The sequence below is a fragment of the Acinetobacter sp. M5A5_2a genome (assembly GCF_053345265.1).
Map to the genome: position 1 here is coordinate 96,053 of NZ_JBKEZV010000003.1, position 22,948 is coordinate 119,000.

At 37.4% G+C, this 22,948-nt stretch carries 19 protein-coding genes and 1 pseudogene; 8 read left to right on the plus strand and 12 right to left on the minus strand.

The annotated features are described in order from the left end of the window. Nucleotides 1–15: 15 nt before the first annotated feature. Nucleotides 16–948 carry an electron transfer flavoprotein subunit alpha/FixB family protein gene (locus ACLBWE_RS05000; RefSeq protein WP_004643792.1) on the plus strand — a complete coding sequence of 311 codons (933 nt, stop codon included), beginning with the start codon at nt 16–18 and terminating at the stop codon, nt 946–948. A 365-nt stretch (nt 949–1,313) separates the two neighbouring features. After that, the gene (gene gyrA / locus ACLBWE_RS05005) at nt 1,314–4,028 is read left to right on the plus strand and encodes a DNA gyrase subunit A (protein WP_447601536.1); all 2,715 of its coding nucleotides are present in this window, start codon (nt 1,314–1,316) and stop codon (nt 4,026–4,028) included. A gap of 50 nt (nt 4,029–4,078) precedes the next feature. Here gyrA and ACLBWE_RS05010 read toward each other — a convergent pair whose 3' ends face one another. The 8 genes from ACLBWE_RS05010 to ACLBWE_RS05045 all read right to left on the minus strand — a co-directional run bounded on the left by ACLBWE_RS05010 (nt 4,079) and on the right by ACLBWE_RS05045 (nt 12,989). Then, complete coding sequence (locus ACLBWE_RS05010; protein WP_447601538.1) at nt 4,079–5,725, minus strand: ArnT family glycosyltransferase; 1,647 nt, start codon at nt 5,723–5,725, stop codon at nt 4,079–4,081. A gap of 9 nt (nt 5,726–5,734) precedes the next feature. After that, nucleotides 5,735–6,115 carry a GtrA family protein gene (locus ACLBWE_RS05015; protein ID WP_447601540.1) on the minus strand — a complete coding sequence of 127 codons (381 nt, stop codon included), beginning with the start codon at nt 6,113–6,115 and terminating at the stop codon, nt 5,735–5,737. Next, nucleotides 6,115–7,095, minus strand: coding sequence for a glycosyltransferase family 2 protein (locus ACLBWE_RS05020; protein WP_447601542.1), 981 nt, complete (start codon nt 7,093–7,095; stop codon nt 6,115–6,117). The genes ACLBWE_RS05015 and ACLBWE_RS05020 overlap by 1 nt, the downstream gene beginning before the upstream one ends. After that, on the minus strand, nt 7,092–7,886 hold the full coding sequence (locus ACLBWE_RS05025; protein WP_447601544.1) for a ChbG/HpnK family deacetylase: 795 nt from the start codon (nt 7,884–7,886) through the stop codon (nt 7,092–7,094). Before ACLBWE_RS05025 ends, ACLBWE_RS05020 begins: the two co-directional genes overlap by 4 nt. A gap of 259 nt (nt 7,887–8,145) precedes the next feature. Beyond that, the gene (locus ACLBWE_RS05030; RefSeq protein ID WP_447601546.1) at nt 8,146–9,237 is read right to left on the minus strand and encodes an A1S_2622 family ABC transporter permease subunit; all 1,092 of its coding nucleotides are present in this window, start codon (nt 9,235–9,237) and stop codon (nt 8,146–8,148) included. Beyond that, complete coding sequence (locus ACLBWE_RS05035; protein WP_447601548.1) at nt 9,234–10,364, minus strand: ABC transporter permease; 1,131 nt, start codon at nt 10,362–10,364, stop codon at nt 9,234–9,236. The genes ACLBWE_RS05030 and ACLBWE_RS05035 overlap by 4 nt, the downstream gene beginning before the upstream one ends. A gap of 3 nt (nt 10,365–10,367) precedes the next feature. After that, nucleotides 10,368–11,489 carry an HlyD family secretion protein gene (locus ACLBWE_RS05040; protein WP_447601550.1) on the minus strand — a complete coding sequence of 374 codons (1,122 nt, stop codon included), beginning with the start codon at nt 11,487–11,489 and terminating at the stop codon, nt 10,368–10,370. Nucleotides 11,490–11,501: 12 nt separating this feature from the next. Beyond that, nucleotides 11,502–12,989, minus strand: coding sequence for a TolC family protein (locus ACLBWE_RS05045; RefSeq protein ID WP_447601552.1), 1,488 nt, complete (start codon nt 12,987–12,989; stop codon nt 11,502–11,504). A 385-nt stretch (nt 12,990–13,374) separates the two neighbouring features. Between ACLBWE_RS05045 and serC the strand changes: the two genes are divergently transcribed. After that, complete coding sequence (gene serC, locus ACLBWE_RS05050) at nt 13,375–14,454, plus strand: 3-phosphoserine/phosphohydroxythreonine transaminase (RefSeq protein ID WP_447601554.1); 1,080 nt, start codon at nt 13,375–13,377, stop codon at nt 14,452–14,454. Between the two features lie 57 nt (nt 14,455–14,511). Here the strand turns inward: serC and ACLBWE_RS05055 are convergent, their stop codons facing one another. Then, the gene (locus ACLBWE_RS05055; RefSeq protein ID WP_005038822.1) at nt 14,512–14,658 is read right to left on the minus strand and encodes a hypothetical protein; all 147 of its coding nucleotides are present in this window, start codon (nt 14,656–14,658) and stop codon (nt 14,512–14,514) included. Between the two features lie 33 nt (nt 14,659–14,691). Then, entirely contained in the window at nt 14,692–15,633 is a 942-nt protein-coding gene (locus ACLBWE_RS05060; RefSeq protein ID WP_447601556.1) for a hypothetical protein, read from the minus strand. A 247-nt stretch (nt 15,634–15,880) separates the two neighbouring features. Here ACLBWE_RS05060 and ACLBWE_RS05065 point away from each other — a divergent pair, with 247 nt between their 5' ends. After that, on the plus strand, nt 15,881–16,369 hold the full coding sequence (locus ACLBWE_RS05065) for a YaiI/YqxD family protein (protein ID WP_016801978.1): 489 nt from the start codon (nt 15,881–15,883) through the stop codon (nt 16,367–16,369). A 7-nt stretch (nt 16,370–16,376) separates the two neighbouring features. Further along, nucleotides 16,377–17,285, plus strand: coding sequence for a DMT family transporter (locus tag ACLBWE_RS05070; RefSeq protein ID WP_447601559.1), 909 nt, complete (start codon nt 16,377–16,379; stop codon nt 17,283–17,285). 29 nt (nt 17,286–17,314) lie between these two features. On the opposite strand, the pseudogene ACLBWE_RS05075 reads toward ACLBWE_RS05070, so the two are convergent. Beyond that, nucleotides 17,315–17,395: pseudogene (locus tag ACLBWE_RS05075) on the minus strand (PilZ domain-containing protein); the annotation flags it as partial. Nucleotides 17,396–17,544: 149 nt separating this feature from the next. On the opposite strand from ACLBWE_RS05075, the gene ACLBWE_RS05080 reads away from it, so the two are divergent. The 3 genes from ACLBWE_RS05080 to ACLBWE_RS05090 all read left to right on the plus strand — a co-directional run bounded on the left by ACLBWE_RS05080 (nt 17,545) and on the right by ACLBWE_RS05090 (nt 21,975). Then, a complete protein-coding gene (locus ACLBWE_RS05080) occupies nt 17,545–18,780 on the plus strand; it encodes a lipoprotein-releasing ABC transporter permease subunit (protein ID WP_045429455.1) in 1,236 nt (411 codons plus the stop codon). Next, nucleotides 18,773–19,459 carry an ABC transporter ATP-binding protein gene (locus ACLBWE_RS05085; RefSeq protein WP_004643715.1) on the plus strand — a complete coding sequence of 229 codons (687 nt, stop codon included), beginning with the start codon at nt 18,773–18,775 and terminating at the stop codon, nt 19,457–19,459. Before ACLBWE_RS05080 ends, ACLBWE_RS05085 begins: the two co-directional genes overlap by 8 nt. An 83-nt stretch (nt 19,460–19,542) precedes the next feature. Beyond that, nucleotides 19,543–21,975 carry a DNA internalization-related competence protein ComEC/Rec2 gene (locus ACLBWE_RS05090; protein ID WP_447601561.1) on the plus strand — a complete coding sequence of 811 codons (2,433 nt, stop codon included), beginning with the start codon at nt 19,543–19,545 and terminating at the stop codon, nt 21,973–21,975. On the opposite strand, the gene ACLBWE_RS05095 is transcribed toward ACLBWE_RS05090, so the two are convergent. Next, on the minus strand, nt 21,928–22,911 hold the full coding sequence (locus ACLBWE_RS05095) for a lysophospholipid acyltransferase family protein (RefSeq protein WP_447601563.1): 984 nt from the start codon (nt 22,909–22,911) through the stop codon (nt 21,928–21,930). The two genes, ACLBWE_RS05090 and ACLBWE_RS05095, sit on opposite strands and share 48 nt — an antisense overlap. Nucleotides 22,912–22,948 lie beyond the last annotated feature (37 nt).

Below are 22,948 nucleotides of genomic sequence, written 5' to 3' on the forward strand. Positions count from 1 at the left end.
CGGAAGGATAAAATCATGAGTATTTTAGTTATCGCTGACCACAACAACCAAGTACTTAACGGTGCTACTTTAAACGTTGTTGCTGCAGCACAAAAAATCGGTGGTGATATTACTGTATTAGTTGCTGGTTCTGGTGCTCAGGCAGTTGCTGATGCTGCTGCTAAAGTTGCTGGTGTAAGCAAGGTTTTACTTGCTGACAACGCAGCTTATGCAAACCAGTTAGCTGAAAACGTAGCTGCTTTAGTTGCTGATTTGGCTAAAGGTTACAAATACGTATTAGCTGCTTCTACAACAACTGGTAAGAACATTCTTCCACGCGTTGCAGCTCTTCTTGATGTAAGCATGATCACAGACATTATTTCTGTTGAATCTGCTAACACATTCAAGCGTCCGATCTATGCAGGTAATGCGATTGCTACTGTTCAATCTGACGAAGCAATCATTGTGGGTACAGTTCGTGGTACAGCATTTGATCCAGTAGCTGCTGAAGGTGGTTCTGCTACTGTTGAAGCAGTAAGTGAAGCGAAAGATGCAGGTATTTCTAATTTTGTATCTGAAGAAATCGTTAAACTTGACCGTCCTGAATTGACAGCTGCTCGCATTGTTGTTTCTGGTGGTCGTGGTGTAGGTTCTGGTGAGAACTACCATAAAGTACTTGATCCATTAGCTGACAAGCTTGGTGCAGCACAAGGTGCTTCACGTGCGGCAGTTGATGCAGGCTTCGTACCTAACGACTTCCAGGTTGGACAAACTGGTAAGATCGTTGCACCTGACCTTTATGTTGCTGTAGGTATTTCTGGTGCAATCCAGCATTTAGCTGGTATGAAAGATTCTAAAGTTATTGTTGCAATCAACAAAGACGAAGAAGCGCCAATCAACAGTGTTGCTGACTACTGGTTAGTTGGTGATTTGAACACTGTAGTACCAGAGTTGGTATCTAAACTTTAATCTTTACTGGTTAAAGTCAAAAACCCTTAGTTTTTACTAAGGGTTTTTTTATTGTAGAGATGGATGTTAAAGACTAAATGGGATTTGTTATCTCATTTTAGGTTTGATTTTTATAGAATAAAAATCACATAGTTTTAATAAGGTGAACCTATGCTCATTACAGCGATATGATAAGAATAATATGCAATTAAATTATACAAATATCACCAGATTGACCATGTAGATTCCGTACATTCCAAAGCGCTTTTGTGCTATACTATACAGCTATATTTTTTTCGACTTTAGTTCAGTTTTCGGAACTAAATTTTTTGCAAGATCAAGACATATAAGCAGATGGAAATTTCTATCTGTAAGAAGGAGTATGCATGAGCGTATCGGAAATCCGACCGATTGCCATTGAGGATGAACTCAAGCATTCATATTTAGATTACGCGATGAGTGTAATCGTATCTCGTGCATTGCCGGATGTGAGAGACGGTCTAAAACCTGTTCACCGTCGTGTGCTATTTGCCATGCACGAATTGGGCAATGACTATAACAAAGCCTACAAGAAATCTGCACGTGTTGTTGGGGACGTAATCGGTAAATATCACCCTCATGGTGACTCAGCTGTTTATGAAACCATTGTACGTATGGCTCAGGACTTTAGCTTACGTTATTTATTGGTAGATGGTCAGGGTAACTTCGGTTCGATTGATGGCGATAGCGCAGCTGCAATGCGTTATACCGAAGTCCGTATGACAAAGTTAGCGCACGAACTTCTTGCAGATCTAGAAAAAGACACTGTTGACTGGGAAGATAACTACGACGGATCTGAGCGTATTCCTCAGGTGGTTCCGACACGTGTTCCAAACTTGCTAATTAATGGTGCTGCCGGTATTGCTGTTGGTATGGCAACAAACATGGCACCACACAACATGACAGAAGTTGTGAATGCATGTTTAGCCTATGCCGACAATCCGAATATCTCGATTGAAGGATTGATGGAATATATTACTGGTCCTGATTTCCCTACAGGCGGTATTATTTACGGTAAATCAGGTATTGTTGATGCTTACCGTACAGGTAAAGGCCGACTACACATTCGTGGTAAGTACCATTTTGAAGAAGATGAAAAGACAGGTCGTATAACCATCGTCTTTACTGAAATTCCATATCAAGTTAACAAAGCAAGAGTTATTGAGCGTATTGCCGAGTTAGTTAAAGAGAAAAAACTTGAAGGTATTTCAGAGCTTCGTGATGAGTCTGATAAAGACGGTATGCGTATTGCGATTGACTTGAAACGCGGTGAAAACGCAGAAGTCATTGTAAATAACTTATTCTTAAATACACAGCTTGAAAACTCATTCAGCATCAACATGGTTTGTCTTGATAATGGACAACCAAAATTGATGAATCTGAAAGATATTATTGCGGCATTTATTCGTCACCGCCAAGAAGTAGTGACACGCCGTACCATGTTCGAATTGCGTAAAGCACGTGAACGTGGTCATATCTTGGAAGGCTTAACCGTTGCCTTAGCCAATATTGATGAAATTATCGAAACCATTAAAACTTCTGCTAACCCAGCTGAAGCGCGTGAGCGTTTACTAGCAGGTGAGTGGGCTGGTGGTGGTGTTGTTTCTTTGCTCGAAAAAGCTGGCGCTATTTCTGTTCGCCCAGATGAAATCGAAGGTGAAAACCCAGATCGTCCATTTGGCTTATCTGACTCGATTTATCGTCTATCTCCAACGCAAGTAGGTGCAATTTTAGAGTTGCGTTTACATCGTTTAACGGGTCTTGAGCAAGATAAATTACATGCTGAATATACTGAAATTTTAGGTCAAATTGCTGAACTTACTGCAATTCTTAATGATTTCAATTTATTGATGGCTGTGATTCGTGAAGAATTAGCACAAGTTTTACAACAGTATGGTGATGGACGTCGTACGGAAATTATTGAATCGCGTATTGATTTTAGTCGTGAAGATTTAATTCCAGAAGAACAAGTTGTATTAACAGTTTCACAAACAGGCTACGCAAAAACGCAACCACTTTCTGACTATCAGGCTCAGCGCCGTGGTGGACGTGGTAAGTCTGCAACTTCAATGAAGAGTGATGACTTTATTCAACATCTCATTGTAGCTTCAAACCATGCGACTGTGTTGTGTTTTACTAACGTAGGTAAAGTATATCGCCTTCGCGTATTTGAAGTGCCTCAAGCATCACGTGGTGCAAAAGGCCGCCCGATTATAAACTTGTTACCTTTAGATGCGAATGAAACAGTAACTGCGATCTTGCCGTTAACAGAGTTCCTAGAAAACCATTACGTATTTATGGCAACAGCTTCAGGTACAGTTAAACGTGTTGATTTAGAGCAGTTCTCTAACATTCGTTCAAATGGCTTACGTGCAATTGAACTTAATGAAGAGGATACCTTAATTGGTGTTGCGATTACTGATGGTAATCAGCAAATCATGTTGTTCTCAAATGAAGGTAAGGCAATTCGTTTTGCTGAAACCGATGTGCGTTCAATGGGTCGTACTGCTAAAGGCGTCCGCGGTATGCGCGTTAGCATTGCAAGCAACACTTTAAGTGAAGAAGATGCAGAAATTGAAAATGATGAATCTGATGATAATGAAGATTCAGCAGAGTTAAGTGTAGTAAGTCGCATCGTATCACTTGTTGTTGTTCCTGAAACGGGTGAAGTGCTGTGTGCGAGTGCGAATGGTTATGGTAAACGTACTCCTGTAAATGACTTCCCAACCAAAAAACGTGGTGGTAAGGGTGTTATTGCAATTAAGACAAGTGAACGTAATGGTGAGCTTGTGGGTGCGGTATCTATTGATGAAAGCAAAGAACTGTTGCTTATTTCTGATGGTGGTACATTAGTTCGTACTCGCGCGGCAGAAGTTGCAATGACTGGTCGTAATGCACAAGGTGTACGTCTAATTCGTTTAAGCGAAGAAGAAACCTTGGTGGGTGTTGTGTCTATTGAAGCGGTTGAAGATGAAGAAGAGTTTCTCGAAGGAGAAGTGGATACTTCAGAATTAGATACCGAAGATGCAGTGTCTACGAATGACGATGCATCAGAAGAGTAAGTAGAAATTAAATAAAAAAGGAAGCGTAAGCTTCCTTTTTTATTGGCGGTTTATTTGGAGCTATGAAAGATAAATACATCATAATTTCGATAATGTAATGTTTTAACAGAGGGATCTTTAGTCGCAAAATTATTGGGTTGACTTACCACAATCAAATCTTGCTTTTGCGTTAAAGCATCTTGAAGCTGTTGCTCACTCCATAAGTATTTTTTGCGTTGTGGTTCAAACAACAAACCATCTTTAATTTCTAAAGAGGCACTATCTGAATGCACCGCATCCCATTGGTTTACAATATATGCAGGCTGTTTTAGTTGTAAAAGAAATGGAACATCATAGAAATAATAATTGTAGAAAACTATTTTTGTTGATGGTGTCATATATTCAGCAAAACTCGTTTGTCCCACATTATTTTTGGTATCTAAAATACGAACGGCAAATGGGACTGAACTACACAGAACAATTAAACTAATAAAAATATAGTTCAAATAGTTTAATTTCTGATTTTTATATAACCAGACTAAAGCCAATGGAAGCACAATTAATAGAGCACCAATTGTATAAATGAATAGGGCTTGGTTTTGGAAAAAGGGTTGATGTGCACGAATGAAATGCGGTGTAGCAGCAATACCTATTCCGACAAGCATAATAAATATAGGTAGACCCCAAACCTGTAATTTGGTTTTGTAGTCGCTTTCAATCACTTGATTGATAACAAGAGCCAAGAAAACAGCAAGTGGGGGCACAGCCGGTAGAATATAGCCAGCTAGCTTAGACGGAGGAATAGAGAAGAAAACTGTGACAGAAATAAACCACCATATAAGCAGAGCAAGTAAAGTGGATTGTTTGTAATTTTGAAATACGGCTTTAATAGATTCAAATCTACTCGCAAAAATCCATGGTAAGAAACTGACAAATAAAATAAGCAGATAGAAGCACCATGGTTGCTTATTATTAAACTCTTTTGAACTAAATCGGTTAAATTGCTGGTCTATAAAGAAATAATGTAAAAATTGAGGATATTTAAGTTGAACTGCATATAGCCATGGACTAACCAGTAATATAAATAAAAGAATAGCAAAAGGGTTAAGCAATGAAGGAATTTTTTTCCATTGTTTAGTGTAGAGCAACCATGGTAAGAGAATCATACCGGGAATTAATACACCAATCAGGCCTTTACTTAAAAATGCTGCTGCACCCGCAAAATACCCTAAAAACAAAATAGATTTACGTGCTGAAATTGTGAAATCAACAAAACATAAAACACTTACTGTAATCCATGAACCTAGGAGTAGATCATGGTTAATATATTCGCTACTGCCAAAAAACAGTAAATTGGTGCCTAAAATAATGGCTGTAAGCTGTGCTACACGTTCTGAAATATGCTTTCTAACAAATAAGAATAGGCTGACTAGCATGAGTGTAGCTGCTAATACTGGAACTAATCTCAACACCCAAATATGCATACCGAAAAGTTCCATAAATATAGAACTTAACCAGTGTAATAAAGGGGGTTTATGCATAAATGGCAAGCTATTGATACGGGGAATTAACCAATCGCCCGATTCAAACATAGATCGACTAATGTCTCCGTAGCGTCCTTCATCTGGTACAGAGAGAGGTCGTATCCAAGACAAAACAAACAGCCAAATCGGTAAAAATATTAATAAGAATTTGGAACTACGAAGCCATTGCTGCATACATAATCCTTAATGTTGAAATGCAAAAAAGCGGTTAAGCAAGAAAGTCACAATTGAAGTCAGGACAATAGCCACACAAACCAAAGTTGAAACTGGGGCGCTGAAATACAGATTAGAAAGTAAGAGAAAGCTCTCGTTGAATAAAAAACCTAATCCAGCGACTAAAGTAAATTTTGGTAATGTTTGTCGATGAGCAATATGCTGTGCTTTAAAAGTAAAAATACGATGCCCAAAATAGCTCACCCAATAGGCAAGTAGAAAGGCAATTAAATTTGCATACTGCAATGCAATGTTTCGTTTAAACAAGAGCATGACAATACTATAGTGCGTAAGCGCCGCTGCGGCCCCAGTAGTGGTAAACCGCGCGAGCTGAAAAATATGAGGAAACATTAGAAACTAGAGAACGTATTTTTTGGTTGGGTGATAGCGTGTTCTTGCTTAATATGAGAATGTTCGGTTGAAACAATATATTTTGGTCGATTTTTAACTTCGGCATAAATTCGACCAATGTATTCACCTAAAATTCCAATGAATAACAATTGAATGCCACCTAATAAAGTCATGCCTGCTGCAAGTGTTGCCCAACCAGGTACAGAAATTCCTTCAATTAAGGTTTTAATAATGATCCAAACACCATAACTCATAGCGCCTAAAGCCAATAGGGCACCTAAATAAATACAAATCCGCAAAGGTAAATCTGAAAACCCAGTTAAACCAGACATAGCCAGATTAAATAACGCCTTCACATTAAAACTAGAACGGCCATGTTGACGATCTTGCTCGGAAAAATTGATCCCGATACTTTTAAAACCTACCCATGCATAAAGGCCTTTCATGTAGCGATTTTTTTCAGGTAATTGTTTAATCGCTTCAACAACTTTTGCATCGAGAAGCCTGAAATCACCAGCATTTTCAGGAATATCAATAGGAGAGCTTAAGTTTAATATACGATAGTAACCTTGGGTTAAGGTCCGTTTTAGCCATGATTCAGTGGTACGATTACGAATGCCATAGACCATGTCATAACCATTTTTCCAGAGGTTAATCATAGTTGGAATTGCTTCAAAAGGATGTTGAAAGTCAGCATCAATCAGCAGGGCGACTTCTCCTGTAACATGATCTAAACCCGCGCTTAAAGCAGCTTCCTTACCAAAATTTCGTGATAATTCCAGCACAACTAAAGGATAATCTTCAATCATCGTTTGCAAGATCGGAATAGTATCGTCCTTGCTTCCATCATCGACTACTATGATTTCATAGCTAAGATTTTGTTGTTTTAAGCTGTTTGCCAAAGCTGGAATAAATGTCTTTAAATTCTCTGCTTCGTTATAAGCGGGAACAACGCAGGATAAAAAAGGTTTTGTGCTCATTGCATTGCCCCTAGTCTGGTAAGTTGGATGCCATTTTTTTGGCAATCAAGAGGGAACTGATCAGAACAAAAATATTGGTATTCTTGGATGCGTGCATGCTGGATCGGATCTTGCTCACTTGGTGTAGAAAGTGAGGGATGGCACATAATCAGTAAGTGATCTTTTGCTTGAGCAAGCCAATATTGATTCAGTTCGGCATAATCAGTTTGTTTAAAGTCATAGATACCAGCGAAATATTCATTTTGGCTAAACTGGTAGCTTTGACATGCTTTTGCTAAGGCATTTGATCCAAGTGCAGAAAGCATATGAGTTTTAAAACGATAATGAGGTAGATAAATTGGATGTTGTAAATTACGTATCCAACCAGTGAAATTTTTCTCTTTTAAAAGTTGCAGCAAAATATCCCGTATAAATGGAAATTGATGAATATGTTGGTGTCCATCAATAAAATCGGGTTGCTTTCCCATGACTGAAACAAACGCATCCCATTGTTCTTCAATACACTGGGTAATTAATTCACGATTAAGATTTGATGACCATGCACGAAGCATAAGTGCAGGTAATGAAAAAACTGTATTACCTGAATTGAATGCATGGGTAAAATTCAAATGTAAACCAATATCAATTTGATTCGAAAAAGGTTTAAGTTTGGCAGCAGCAGTTTCCCATAGTTCAGATTGGGTCATACATGAGGTCGCTTGAAGTGCACCTCTTTCAATTAACTGAATAATTGCATTAGATATCTCTGCATTCATTGCAAAGTCATCTGCGCAATAACATACCTTTGCCATATAAAATTCCGTCATAGAGCAGGGTAGTAGAGTTACCCTTTTAGGCTGCTGAAAAACTAAACAGTTTTACTATGTAGAAATTTCCTTAATTTCAACTTAAAGTTTTTTTAAGGTTTTATGACAATTGTTACCAATTAATAATTTGAATTTATTAGTTTTTTTATATTTTTATGGTCAATAGTTTTTAAGAAATGACTTTTAACTATAAGATTTTATAGTAAATAAAAATATAATTTATGCTCCAAGTTTAGAAAACTCTTCACTTGGATGCTTTTAAACGTGAATATGCCCAGATTAAAAAAATAAGGCCGATTGTCGCAAGAAAAATCAGTTTTGGTATAACTGTGGCTAAAGGAACACCCATCTGGTTAAGTTGCACAAACATTTGTACCCCATGTGTTGATGGTAAACACCATGCAAACCATTGTAACCACTCAGGCATTGCTTGATGAGGCCATGCAGCTCCGGTTAATAGGAATAGGGGAACAGAGCTAAACACAATAATATGTCCAGCACGTTCTGGCATATCTAAAAGTGAGCCAATCAGCATGCCTAATCCAATCACACAACTAATAAAAATAGGAACGGCGACTAGCAAACCAGTAAAGTTTCCACCGTGTGGATAGTCGTTTAACCACAAGGTAAAACCGAAGAGATAAAAACACCCTAAACAGCCAATGGTAAATATACTTGCGAAAATTCCAGCAAAGCGAACACCTGTAATTTTTTGGTGTTGTTCACGGTAGCTTGCAATTAGCATCGCTAAACCTAGCACAATCGTTTGATGGATAATTAAACCTGCAACAGCTGGAAAAATATAACTTCCATATCCTGAAAGCGGGTTAAATAAAGGGACTTGATGAATAGAAAGGGCCGGTTGGAAATGTGTGCGCTCTCCAAATCTTTCAATATATTCTTTTAATGTGGCTTCAATGGATGTGGCTAAACCTAAACCAATTTCTTTAGTTTTTAAAAAGTTTGTTGTGCTCAGATATAAGCCAATTCCACCTGTTTCTCCTCGACGCAAGCTTTGTGTTAAGTTGCTTGGTAAAAGTAAAATACCATCGGCCTTTTGTTCACGAACCATTTGTTCAGCTTGTAAAAAATTACTTGTAACGGTAACAATATGAACATGTGGACTATTTGCACTTTGGCCGATTAATTGAGAGGTTAATAGGCTTTGTTCTTCATCAACAATCACAATTGGAATTGATTCTGCACGCTCAGCTTTATAGGCGGTAGGATAAAAAAAGCTATAAAGAATAACCGATAAAATCAGAGTTGTGAAAACCGAGCTATTACTAACAATATCTTTAAATGTTTGCCCATAAGCCTTTAAAAACTCTTTCATGTTGTTGCTCCCCGAATTAATTTTTTAAGCAGTAGAGAACTTAAAAAGAAGTAAATAAGGCAGTAACCCAGAAGTATTAAAAAGGGAATCATTGAAATGAAAAGTGGACTACCAATGACCCATTGTTCGGTTTGCAGCTTGGCATAAGGTGTATAGGGGATAATGAGTGACCAAAATTTAGTGAAAATTGGTGCATTATTTAAAGGCAAAGTAACGCCTGCAAAACTTAAAGATGAGCCACCATAGACGGCAATAAACCCAAAAGTTTTACTTAAATTTTTAGTGGCAAGAATGACCGTACTGCTAATCAGAGCATAGGCAAAATAAAGTAAGAACTGTGCAACCAGCAATAAACTTAAGGAACCCGCTACGAACCAGCCACGGATTTCAACTAGCCAAAACATCCATAGCCATGTCCAAAAACAAAAAATAAGGCTATAGAGCATATTTTTCGCAAGTAAACCACTAATAAAATTTTCTCGGTTCACCCATTGAGTGAGGGTATTACGTTTTAGTTCTTGTCCAATTGCAAAAGCAACACAGCAGCATAGCAACAGATGCAATACGGCAGGAACCATAAATGGCTCTAAATAAAACTCATAGCTCATGCTGGGGTTGTAAAGCGTTGATACTTTTACATGAGCTGTAGGTACATCTAAATAGGGAATATTATTTGCAAGATAACTTTGGCCTGCATAGTCTGCTAAAGCATTCAGGGTGCTTACCAGCATTGCTGAAGAAATCGTATTTCCCACGCTAAAGAAAGACTGGTTAAAAGCAATGCTGATTTGAGCATCTTGCGCTTTCACAAAACGCTTTTCAGCACCGTCCGGAATGAAAACATAACCCCAGATTTTAGTTTCATTCAGTAATTGTTCCGCTTCAGTAGAACTTGCCGTAATCGTTTTAATATCTACCGTATGATTCAACGAAAGATACTTTTCAATATTGCGGCTGAGTTCACTTTGGTCCTGGTCAATAATGGCAATGGGTAAATGTTCAGCTTTACCTGCGTAAAACATGCTGCTAAACAAAAAAATGATAAAAGCGGGGATAAGTGTCACCATGCACAAATCCCATTTATTGCTTTTTAGATAGTTTAGTTCACGTAATATACTGGCAAACATGCGTTATTTTTCTTCTTTAATTTTAAATAGAACACTCATACCCACTTTTAAATCTTGCACTGGGCGTTCAGGTACAAGATGAAGTTTAAAGCTACGAATATCATAGCCTCCAGTTTGGCGAGTAGTTTTTATAGTGGCAAATTCACCTTCAGCATCAATATTCTTAATTTTAAAAGTCACATTCTGATTCAGTGCAGGAATGAATCCTTCAAGGGTTTTATTTTTATAAACAGAAGCATATTGATTTTCACCCACGTTTAAGCTGACCCATAAATCATCATCTTCTAAAATGCTGACAACAGGTACACCCATAGCGACTAACTCGGAAGGCTTCCCGTAAGTTTTTGAAACTGTACCTGAAATAGGGGAGAATAAACGTGTCTCAGCTTCAAGTGCTTTTGCTTCGCCTACAGCTGCTTTTGCAATTTCAACCTGTGCATCTGCTGTAGATTTTTGTTGACTTGTACTACCTCGTTTTGCACGAGCATATTGTTGATAAGAGGCTTCACTTAATTCTTGGGCAGAAGTTTGAGCCGCTAGCATTTCATCTCGTCTTTGACGCGAAATGACACCTTGTCTATATAAATTTTCACCACGTTGGTAAGTGGTTTTTGCAAGGTTTGCTTGTGCTTTGGTGCTTTGCCAGTTGGCATAGAGAGTATCGATATTTTCTTGCTGAGAACCGCGGTCTACCGTAGATTGAAATGCTAAAGCTGATTGTAAAGCTGCCAAGGCTTGTTGCTTTTTAGCTTCTATTTCTGGGCTAACCAAGCGAACAAGTGGCTGGCCTTTGGAAATTTTCTGGCCTTCTTGTACATAAATTTCTTCAATACGACTTGGAACTTTCGTACTCACGTGAATAGTTTCGGCTTCAACGCGGCCTTGTAGTTCAATAGGTTTAGGCTGATAACTTTTCCACAAACCAAAAATAATTAAACCTAATAGTGCAATAATTACTAAGCCAATAATCAGTTTAAGCTTGGAGTTTTTAGGTGGTTGAGAGTCACCGTTATTTATGTTTGATTCAGGGGTTTCACTCGCTTGATCATTTTTTTGAGATTGGTTAATTTCTACCGTATCCGCAGCAAGAGAATCCTGTTCTGAATGAGATGATTCTTGATTCATTTTATACTCCTATTAACGGATATAGTCGGTATGTGGTTGATTGACATAAGCTTTAAATTGATCAATTGAACCATGACTTTGCAATAGAGTCGCGAGTGACATGACATATTTATAGGCGTTTAAAGCCATTTCAGTTTTTAAAGCACTTAAAGCATTTTGTGCATCAATGACTTGGGTAGCTGTACCCATTCCTTCACGGAAAGACAGTTCTTGAATACGCAAGTTTTCTTGAGCGGCATTTACGTTTCTTTGTAAGAGTTGATGGCTTTGCTGAGCAGAACTGAGTTCGTTATATGACTTATTCAAAAGAGCTTCAATTTCTTGTTTAGTACGTTCGGTCATAAGTTCCGAAGCATAACGCTTTAATTCGGCGGCATGGATATTCTTATTTTTATCTACACCTGAAAATAGGTTGTATTTTGCCATTACACCTACAATCCAGTTTTCATTTTCATCAAGGGCATATTCACCAAATGCAAAAAGACTTGGTTTTTTTGCAGCTTGTTGAGCTTGAATATTTACGTTAGCCAGTTGGGTATCCATCTGCATTTTTTGTACAAGACTGGATTTTTGCGAATAACTGGTTAAAAGTGATTCTAGAGTTTGGCTTGGAGTGTTATTTACAAATAAGGGTGTACTTAAATCTACATTATTTTGTTGATGTAGAAGATTATTAAGGCTAAAGCGACTGGCATTTAAGTTGGCTTGAGTACTTTGTAAAGTACGTTCCGCATTATTACGCGCGACTTCAAACTGCATGCGTTGCCCTTTACTAATAAATCCTTGCTGTTCGAGTTTTAGCGCATTGCTGTAATGTTTTTGCATGGCATTAAAGTTGAATAAACTACTTGCTACCAGTTGCTGCTGTAATTGAACATTAAAATAACTTTGTACAACTTCAAACCGCTGTACATCTTGTTGCTGTTGACTTGAAAGTTCAGAACGCTGTGCTTGAATGTTGGCTATTTTTTTTGCACTGCTGGTTAAACCACCTGTATATAGTGGCATAACGACCGAAATAGAAGGACGTACAACCTGATCTTCTATAGTCAGGTTCGCATAGTCGGGAAAGCGATTTATACCATCATGAATGGTTTGATTTGCACCTTCTTGAACTTGTCCAAGCACATCCGATGGAATGACATTGTTCCACTGTGAAAGTTTATCGTTGAATCCCTGACTTAAATCATTCTCAAGCTTTTGTTTAAAAGAGGCGAGGGGTACGTCTGTTTCGCTATGAAAGGCATATGCTCTAACATTTAAATCAACTCGAGGTAATCCGAGTCCTTTCACTGCTTCAGCTTCTAGTTGAGACGCTTGCTGCAAAGCCTGATTAGCTTGAGTGCTATATGAACTCTTCAAAGCTTGTTGTTCCGCTTCAGCATAGCTTAAGCTTTGAGCATATAAATGATTTGTGAAAAAAAGTCCTAAGGCCAAAGCAAGATGCTTGGGTTTAAAGAAAAAGGGGCAAATAGACTGTCTATATCGATGTACTGGCATTTTAAATAACAATTTCTGGCATCCCTTATAGTTTAAATTTCTTGTTATTAAATTCAATTATCATCTTGTTTCTTATACATTTGTATAAAAACAATATGGTTTAAGCTCCCTTTAATTCTTAAATATTATAAAGCCCATATTTTGTACTACATATCAAAGTATGTGAAATCATAATCACAAGTCAAGTTGATCTTTACTCAATGAAAATGTTTTAAACTGATAAAATCACAAATAAAAGCAAAGAAATAAATACAACAATAATTGAAAAAATGATCCTAAATACAGTCCAGCATTGAAATATTTACTTGAGAAGCTGCTGCAAGCTTAAGCAATCTGTGGTTAAATGCCATTTTTATTGTGTTTGACTTTATACAAGGGAAAAATCATGCGCGCGTACAATTTCTGTGCTGGTCCTGCTGCATTACCTACTGCCGTTTTAGAAAAAGCTCAACAAGAAATGTTGGATTGGCATGGTAAAGGTCTATCCATCATGGAAATGAGTCATCGTAGTGCTGACTATGTTGCTATGGCTGAAAAAGCTGAAGCAGATTTACGTAAGTTAATGAATATTCCAGAAAACTATAAAGTACTGTTTTTACAAGGCGGTGCGTCATTACAGTTTTCTGCGATTCCTTTAAACCTTTTGGGTAAGAACAATAAAGCTGATTATATTGATACTGGTATCTGGTCTGAAAAAGCGTTAAAAGAAGCAAAACGTTATGGTGACATTAATGTTGTAGACGCTGGTATTAAAGTAGATGGTAAGTTCGCAATTTCTGAACAAAGCGAATGGAATTTATCTGACAACGCAGCCTATGTACATTATGCAGATAATGAAACGATTGGTGGCTTACAGTTTGCAGGAATTCCTGATGTAAAAGCTCCACTCGTTTGTGACTATTCATCAAGTATTTTATCTGCTCCATTAGATGTGACCAAGTTTGGTTTGATCTATGCCGGTGCACAAAAAAATATTGGTCCTGCTGGTTTAACAATTGTCATTATTCGTGATGACTTACTTGATCAAGCTAAACCAGAAATTCCAAGCATCTTGAAATATGGTGACCAAGCGAAAAATGGTTCTATGGTTAATACACCATCGACTTATGCTTGGTACTTGTCTGGTTTGGTATTTGAGTGGTTGCTAGAGCAGGGTGGGGTAGATGCTATCCATAAAGTTAACCTTGCAAAAGCTCAATCATTATATGGTTATATCGATTCAAGCGATTTCTACAATAACCCGATTGCAATTCCAAACCGTTCAATTATGAATGTACCGTTTACCTTGGCAGATGAAGCTTTAGAAAAGCAATTCTTAAAAGAAGCGGAAGCAAACCATTTATTAAACTTAGCTGGACATCGCTCTGTCGGTGGTATGCGTGCAAGTATTTACAACGCAGTGCCTTTAGAAGGTGTACAGGCTTTAATCAACTTTATGGATGATTTTGCAAAGCGTAATGGTTAAGTAAATCAAAAATAAAGCCCTCAAATGAGGGCTTTATTTTTGAATAAATTTTATAAACTAAAAAGGAACTAAACCAAACTGGTGCATGAATATGGCAGCTAAAAACATACCCAATACAAAAAAGCAAAACGCACCAGTATCGACCTTTACGCGCAGGCTACTAGATTGAATGAGGCTGGTAGTTTGTTCGGGTATAATCTTCATTCAATAACCTAATTATTAAAATATTAGTGAAATTCAATTAGTTTCACCCTTTTTAGCACAAATAGTCGCCTGAATCCAGATATTACCGCGAATATATTCGCCAATATTAAAGTTTTTATACAAATCGTTTTTGGTTGCAATGCGCACTAATATGGCAGGAAGATCATCTTCTAAAACCAAAGTAACATCATAAAGGGTATATTCTGCCCCCATAAATGTCATTGAAGTTTTGCCAACGATATTACCTTGGAACCATGCTTCATCTTCTTGACCAAGAGTTTCACCATATAAATAAGCAACCATTTTTGAAAAATCAACGGTTACAGGTTCTTGATCTTCTGGAGTTTTTGGTTGCCATTCATTAATAAGCTCCTGTAAATTTTCAGGAGCAACACCATTATGTTCAGTTAAAATTGCATTTAATGCACGGTGATGCTTAATTGATGCTGGATCATCAACAACAATTTTTTCCCCTGCTGGAACAGTTTCTAATTCATAAGCCCATGCATTAAATTGAACTTGATAGTCTTGGGTTTTGTCATATTGACAAGAGTTAACGCTAAATAAATTATCAAATGCATAAACCGTTGTATCTTTATTTAGTTTTAAACTTAAAACAGCTTGTGTCGCAGAGTCACAAGTAATGATACGTTCAATTTTCGCATTATATTGATATGGACTTTCAAAACTTGGAAAGGCTGTTTTGAGTGCGCGAGGTTTCTGATTTTCAACCGCAATAATCTGGTTGATTGTAACTTTTTGGTCTTGGGGGCCTTGAATCAACCAAAAAGATTGATCCATATCTTCTTCATGTTCACATAAGCCCATTGGCATTACAGGTGCATCAAGTGCTAGTCCTAACCATTTTGGTACATCTGTTTCGGGATGGGACGTCAATAGATTCCAATGTTCGCCATGACTACCAAAATTTTGCTCATTTACTTTAATAACTTCTGGACTGTTTTGATTTTTCATAAGCATGATGCTGTTGGGTTCACATTACTTGTTATATTAAATCGAGGGTGTTTGCTATTTTTCAAGTCACCATATGTAAATTCTCTTGTAAAAGCACATATTTAGTCATTGAAAGATAGATATTGCTGCTAATTTTAAAATAAAAGGTAGATCTGGCTCTTAAAAAAACTTAAACACTAAATTAAAAATAAGTTTAATGTTTATTACTATTCACCTTAGAAAAGCATCTGTTAGACTTATATTTTTAGTGGAAATAGAGAATAACTTGCTGCCATTTAAGCTATGGGTAGATGCAGATGCTTTACCAAGAATATTACGTGAAGTGATTTTGCGCGCATCAGATCGTTATCAGTTAGAAGTCATCTTTGTTGCTAATCAAAATGTTGGGATTACGCCTTCTGTTCGCATCAAGTCAATACAGGTTTTAAGTGGTGCAGATCAGGCCGACAAAGAAATAGTTGATCGTATGATTGAAAATGACATTGTCATTACGCAAGATATTCCACTAGCGGCTCAAGTAATTGAAAAGGGTGGCGTTGCTATTCACCCCCGAGGTGAGGTCTATACAACTGCGAATGTTAAAGCGCGGTTACATCTACGTGACTTCATGGATACGCTTCGTGGCGCGGGTGTACAAACTGGTGGACCGCCACCTATTTCCGAGCGGGATAAGCGTGAATTTTCGAGTGCATTAGATCAAACAATTTTAAAGCAAAAACGTAAAACAGCTAAGTGAGCATCGCATGCCATCGCAAACCAATTTGGCTTTAACCTATGCCTTGTTAGTGTTTATATGGGCAACAACTCCATTAGCCATTGTTTGGAGTGTGTCCGATTTACATCTGATGTGGGCATTGTTGTTACGCTTTTTTATTGCATTGCCTTTGGCAGTAACCATATTACTGATTTTAAAAACGCCTTTTCCAACTCATCGACAAGCTATTCATAGCTATGTTGCCGGATCTTTTAGCTTAATTGGTTCTCAAATTTTCACATATGCCGCTACCCAATATTTAAGTTCAGGCATGATTGCGCTTATGTTTGGTTTAGCTCCGATTATGGCTGGGCTGATTGGCCGTTTTGCATTCGGTCAGCAACTTTATAAGTTGCAATGGTTAGGTATGGCTATCGCCGTAAGTGGTTTAGCGATTATTTGCTTGAATGGATCGAATCAGCATGTGCATCCATTTGGCATTGTTCTTATGCTGATCAGTGTTTTTGTCTATTCTTTTTCAATTTTCTGGGTTAAGAAAGTTAATGCACAAATTCAGCCTATGGCTCAGGCAACAGGCTCTATTTTAGTTTCTTCGATTTTAGCAAGTTGTCTTATTCCATTTATTTGGCAATATGCACCGACACATTTACCAGAGGCCAAATCTTTATTTGCCTTAATTTATACGGTACTGATGGCTTCATTAGTCGCCATGTTTTGTTATTTCAAACTTATACAAAATATTCAGCCAACGACTTTATCTTTAACCACAGTAATTACACCAATGTTAGCTATGATGATTGGAGCTGCCTTAAATCATGAACAACTTTCGATTATGGTTTTTGTAGGGGCTTTAATCATCTTGTCTGGACTCTTTTTATATTTCTATAAAGACATTCAAGCAAATCGAAATTTTGCTCGGCATATTAAGTCTAAATAGGAGAAGATTTGGGTAATTTGTTGAGCTTATTCATTAAATTGTTCTAATTCGTAGCGAAATGCATGATCAAATTGATCTCCCAACTTAAGTAGTAGAAAATAGCGCAGCAATATAATATTAGGATTGTTAAGGAAAGATCAGAACTTACTGATTTTTAAACCTTAATACAGCATCTAACGATATGGCCAAATAGTAGATGTGGATGCGATTTGACATGAGCATCTGCTATTTCCCATCAATCACCTTGGATTTAGAAGGTATGTTTAAACCAATCTCACTGTATATAGGGTTGAGATATACTCGCGCAAGACGCAGTAATCATTTTATTTCTTTTATTGCATTGGTTTCGATGATCGGTTTGACACTAGGTGTCGCTGTGTTGATTACGGTACTTTCTGTGATGAACGGTTTCGATCGAGAACTAAAAAACCGTGTTTTGGGAATGGTTCCGCAAGCGACAGTTTCATCTACACAAATCCTCACGGATTGGCCTGAACTGGTAAAACGAGTTGAACATCATCCACATGTAACTGGGGTTGCACCTTTTACCCAATTGCAAGGTATGTTAACCGCGCAAGGGCAAGTCGCAGGTATTATGGTGACGGGTATTGACCCAAAATATGAAAAGAATGTGTCTATTATTCAAAATCATATTGTTGCTGGTAGCTTAGATTCACTTAAAAAGGGTGAGTTTGGTATTGTCCTTGGTAAAGATATGGCCGATTCATTAGGCTTACGTCTAAACGACAGTGTGACATTGGTTTTACCTGAAGCAACGCCATCTCCAGCAGGTGTAGTACCTCGTTTCAAACGCTTTAAAGTGGTTGGTATTTTTAGTGTAGGCGCCGAAGTCGACTCTATGGTAGGTTATATTGCCCTATATGATGCGTCAACCCTATTACGCTTACCAGATGGTGCCCAAGGTGTGCGTTTAAAACTAGATGATATTTTTGCCGCGCCCCAAGTTGCTGACGACTTGGTAAAAAGTTTACCAAGTAATTTCTACGCGACGAACTGGACCTATACGCATGGCAATCTGTTTAATGCTATTCAAATGGAAAAAACGCTAGTTGGTTTGTTACTTGTACTTATCATTGTGGTTGCAGCATTTAATATCGTTTCGTCTTTAGTGATGGTTGTGACTGATAAAAAATCAGATATTGCCATTTTACGTACATTAGGGGCGTCACCATCAATGATTACTAAAATCTTTATGGTGCAAGGTACTGTCATTGGTGTGATTGGTACAGTTGCAGGTACGGTTTTAGGTGTAATTTTAGCTTTAACTATTAGTGACATCATTTCATGGTTTAACAATGTGTTGGGCCTAAATCTATTTGATGCTTACTTTGTGCATTACCTACCTTCTTATTTAAGATGGCAAGATGTGACGATTATTGTGATTGTGTCTTTACTTTTAAGCTTCTTGGCGACTATCTATCCGGCGCTTCGTGCTGCCAAAGTTCAACCTGCCGAGGCACTGCGCTATGAGTAAAATTGTTTTAGAAGCGAAAGATATCTATAAACATTTTGATGATGGTAAATCTAAGGTTGAAGTCATTAAAGGTCTTTCTTTACAAGTTGAAGCAGGACAGTTTGTTTCGATTGTTGGTGCGAGTGGTTCAGGTAAAAGTACTTTGCTTCATGCGCTAGGCGGTCTAGAGCAACCAACGCAAGGACAAGTATTTTTAAATGGTCAGCGTTTTGATAATTTAGGTGAAGCCGAGCGTGGTTTTCAACGTAACAAATACCTCGGTTTTGTTTATCAATTTCACCATTTGTTACCTGAGTTTACTGCGCTTGAAAATGTGGCAATGCCTCTTATGCTTCGCCCAGATAGCCAATACAAATCGGTAAAAGCACAAGCTGAATATTTACTAGACCGAGTGGGTTTATCTCATCGTATGGATCATCAGCCAGGTGAGCTTTCAGGCGGTGAGCGCCAACGTGTCGCTTTGGCTCGTGCTTTGGTCACTCAACCTGCGGTTGTTTTGGCTGATGAACCAACCGGAAACCTAGATCGTAAAACGGCTTTAGGCATTTTTGAATTACTGACCGATCTTAAGAAAGAACTCAACATGGCCATGCTCATTGTGACTCATGATGAGCAGTTGGCCCAGGCTGCAGATTCAATCTTGCATATGGAAGATGGTCTTTGGGTGAGCGGTTCTTAAAAAATTGTCATTAAATCACATTGTTAAAGCCCACTTAGTTGGGCTTTAATTTTGCCCCTAAAAAGATAACGATATGATTTTAAATGTTAAAGCTTATTTTAGTGGGGTGGGTTGGTGGTATTGCATTCATGGGAATAGATCTTCCTTTAATAATGCAATATGGTTGGATTGGTAAAGTTCTGCTCTTTATCTGCTTAATTTTTTATATTTTTAAGCGGCATATTATTGTAAATCGACCTCTATTAAAGGCAGGTTACTGTTTAATTTGCGGTCTAAGCCTTTTTATTATAGGTCATCAATATGCTCAGCATGCCTTAAATGAAAGACTACAACTACGGGAGATGCAACCTGAGCCTTTAGACATTGTTGTGTATATAGACCGAATAAGTGAAGAAAAAGATAATAAGACACAGCAACTTGCTCAGGTTCTAGGGCGGTCATCCCATGTAGTCAATTGGCTATTATATTTAAAAAATGAAAATGAGAAGGCATTGATAGAGAGGCCAAAATTACAATTAGGCCACTACTATCGGATTTCGGGTAAAACCAGACCAGCTCATAGTTATGCAGTATCAGGTGCTTTTGATCAGGAACAATGGTTCATTCAACGAAATATAATGTCAGGTTTCAATGTTCAGCATATTGAACCTTTAAGCTCTGATGAAATTTATCGATTGGGTTATCAAAATCATTTACAACAGCAACAAAAGTTTTTTACTAGACAACAATTAAATATAGAAAAACTCCGTCTAAAATTTAGATTAATGCTAAAAAAATCTCCATTTCAGAACAAAGGATTGTTATTAGCACTTCTAACAGGAGATGAAAGTCTTTTAAATGAGGATACTAAAAATCAATTTAAACAGTTAGGAATCTCTCATTTGTTAGCCATTTCAGGGCCTCATGTACTAATTTTTTCCATCATGTTGTCTTGGGGTTTTCATCAATTAGTACGACGTTATTATCCACAGATTTATTTGTGGCAACCCAAACAAATATTGGCAATGATTCCATTATGTTTCGGTGTTTTGATTTATACCGCATTTGTAGGCTTTGAAATTCCAGCCTTAAGAACGTTACTTTCAGTATTTTTATTTGCCTTTTTATTGTTAGTCAAACTGCCTGTTAAACCATTTTCGCTCTTAGTTTATAGTGCAAGTCTACTTTTACTTTTCGATCCCTTCAGTGTTTTATCGGCAGGTTTTTGGCTCTCTTATGGTTCTTGCTTTATTTTATTACGCATTTATCAAACCATCGTACAGGCTCCAAATCTTGCCTCATTGAGTTTGCTATCTAGAATAATTCTTTTAACTAAAACCCTAATTGAATCTCAGGGCAAAATATTTATTGCCCTATGTCCTCTAATGTTGATTTTCTTTCAGCAGATTTCATGGGTAGCACCTCTCACAAATATTATTGCTGTTCCTCTGTTAGGAGGAGTTATTGTTCCTTTAAATATTTTCGCTGCTTGTGTGTGGCTTATTTTTAATTCACTTGGAAATGCACTCTTTCAGATTAATGATATTTTGCTCAGTATGGTGCTGACATGTTTTAGTCTTTTAGAGAAATCATCTCTACCGTTGGAAGGTTTTAGTCTGACACCGCTTGCTTTAGTGTGTCTTAGCTGTGTCATTATTATCTTATTTTTACCACGTGGTGTTTTACCGAAATCTTGGGGGCTTATATGTTGTTTACCCTTAATCATTCCAAATAAGTCATCCCAGCAAATTCAATTAAATATTATAGATGTAGGCCAAGGCCAATCTATTTTTTTACAACATCCAGAGCAGACATGGTTAATTGATACTGGCGGTTCTTATGATGAGAAGGCGTTTAGTATTGGTCAAAATGTAGTGATCCCATATTTACGTCAGAAAGGTATTAAACAATTAGATCATGTGGTGTTATCTCATCTTGACCAAGATCATAGTGGTGCATTTCCGGCGATAAGTCAGGCTTTTCCTATCAAACAAGTCATATCGAATGAGTTGTGGAAAGAGCAGGTTAAAGAACCATTTACTTATTGTCATCAGGGGCAAAAATGGCAATATCCCCAGTTAGATATTGAGATACTTTGGCCTAAAGAAAATGATTTAAATTTAGTTTCTTCAAATCAAAATCAATACTCTTGTGTCGTTTATATTCATTTAAAACAGATAAAAGGTTACCAAAACTATTTAATTATGGGGGATGCCGGATGGGAAGCTGAATATCAATTGATAAAAGAATATCCTGATTTAAAAGTAGATGTTTTGGTATTGGGTCATCATGGTAGTAAACATAGTTCTGCCTATGACTTCTTAGCGACTTTAAATCCCAAGCTTGTTGTTGCATCTGCCGGTTTTAATAACAGATACGGTCATCCAAGCAAAGAGGTGATAGCGAGAATACAAGCACTTAATATTCCTTTTAAAAGTACAATTGAGCAAGGAACATTAAGTTTTGTATCTCAGAATCAACAAATGGTTTTATACACTCGACGTTTTGAGCGCACTTGGCTCCACAGAACTTTGTGAAGCTTCGGCTTTAAGTCTATCTACAATTTGAAGTGCTTCATTTGGATCAATATTGTAAATATTATCTAAAGCAGGATTTGCCTTAAAACGTTTATAGCTCCAGTGATAGTGTTCTGGATAACGCTGGATGAGTTGTTCAATAGCCTGATGAATGACATAAGTTCCATCATCTGCACTACCTTCGTAGATCTTCTCATCCATAGGTTCAATGTGCATCGTAAAGCCATCATTTTCGTTACGAATTGCGTAAAGGAATAAGGCTTTTGCTTTAGTTTTTTGGATGAGTTTGGCACTTAAATTACTTGAGGCAAGTGGAACACCAAAATAATTGATCATATCGCCGCCGATGTTGGGGGTATGGTCAGGTAAAATTACGGTGGTTTCACCTTGTTTTAAAGCTTTAAAAATTTGTCTTACACCAGTTTCATCTGTAGGGACCAAATTGGCTTGCTCACGACTACGTGCTTCTCGAACAAAACGGTCTGCATCTACATTTTTTACAGGCTTGTATAAAATTGTCATTGAAGTGAACTGTGAACACCAGGCATTCATGATTTCCCATGTGCCAAAATGTGGGATGATCATAACAAGCCCTTTTTTTGCTGCAAGCGCTTCGTGATAGTAATGTTCACCTTCAACATGGTGAATTCTTTCGATATTTTTACTATTTGATGAACCCCAAATACTTAAAAATTCAAAGTATGAGGTGATTTCATTACGAATAGCTTGTTGCGTAATCTCTATTCGCTGTTGTGGCGTTAAATGTGGAAGGGCGATTTGTAGATTTAGTTCTATACTTTTTGATGTTTTAGTAATTTTTAAAGTATTGATTAACCCTGCCAACATACGAGCAAAAAAACGTCCAAATTTAATTGGCTGGCGGCTAAAAGTTTTGAGTAGGAAATAGTTCATGCTTTTTATATCTAATTTGGTCATCTATCGCGGGAAAAGGAAGCAATAATTAAAAAAAGAT

Coding starts and splice junctions, on each gene's coding strand:
- ACLBWE_RS05045 (WP_447601552.1), bottom strand. CDS start 12,989: ATGCCAGTACATCGATATAGACAGTCTATTTGCCCCTTTTTCTTTAAA.
- ACLBWE_RS05090 (WP_447601561.1), top strand. CDS start 19,543: ATGTTAAAGCTTATTTTAGTGGGGTGGGTTGGTGGTATTGCATTCATG.
- ACLBWE_RS05085 (WP_004643715.1), top strand. CDS start 18,773: ATGAGTAAAATTGTTTTAGAAGCGAAAGATATCTATAAACATTTTGAT.
- ACLBWE_RS05000 (WP_004643792.1), top strand. CDS start 16: ATGAGTATTTTAGTTATCGCTGACCACAACAACCAAGTACTTAACGGT.
- serC (WP_447601554.1), top strand. CDS start 13,375: ATGCGCGCGTACAATTTCTGTGCTGGTCCTGCTGCATTACCTACTGCC.
- gyrA (WP_447601536.1), top strand. CDS start 1,314: ATGAGCGTATCGGAAATCCGACCGATTGCCATTGAGGATGAACTCAAG.
- ACLBWE_RS05025 (WP_447601544.1), bottom strand. CDS start 7,886: ATGGCAAAGGTATGTTATTGCGCAGATGACTTTGCAATGAATGCAGAG.
- ACLBWE_RS05040 (WP_447601550.1), bottom strand. CDS start 11,489: ATGAATCAAGAATCATCTCATTCAGAACAGGATTCTCTTGCTGCGGAT.
- ACLBWE_RS05010 (WP_447601538.1), bottom strand. CDS start 5,725: ATGCAGCAATGGCTTCGTAGTTCCAAATTCTTATTAATATTTTTACCG.
- ACLBWE_RS05035 (WP_447601548.1), bottom strand. CDS start 10,364: ATGTTTGCCAGTATATTACGTGAACTAAACTATCTAAAAAGCAATAAA.
- ACLBWE_RS05055 (WP_005038822.1), bottom strand. CDS start 14,658: ATGAAGATTATACCCGAACAAACTACCAGCCTCATTCAATCTAGTAGC.
- ACLBWE_RS05020 (WP_447601542.1), bottom strand. CDS start 7,095: ATGAGCACAAAACCTTTTTTATCCTGCGTTGTTCCCGCTTATAACGAA.
- ACLBWE_RS05030 (WP_447601546.1), bottom strand. CDS start 9,237: ATGAAAGAGTTTTTAAAGGCTTATGGGCAAACATTTAAAGATATTGTT.
- ACLBWE_RS05080 (WP_045429455.1), top strand. CDS start 17,545: ATGTTTAAACCAATCTCACTGTATATAGGGTTGAGATATACTCGCGCA.
- ACLBWE_RS05060 (WP_447601556.1), bottom strand. CDS start 15,633: ATGAAAAATCAAAACAGTCCAGAAGTTATTAAAGTAAATGAGCAAAAT.
- ACLBWE_RS05070 (WP_447601559.1), top strand. CDS start 16,377: ATGCCATCGCAAACCAATTTGGCTTTAACCTATGCCTTGTTAGTGTTT.
- ACLBWE_RS05095 (WP_447601563.1), bottom strand. CDS start 22,911: ATGACCAAATTAGATATAAAAAGCATGAACTATTTCCTACTCAAAACT.
- ACLBWE_RS05015 (WP_447601540.1), bottom strand. CDS start 6,115: ATGTTTCCTCATATTTTTCAGCTCGCGCGGTTTACCACTACTGGGGCC.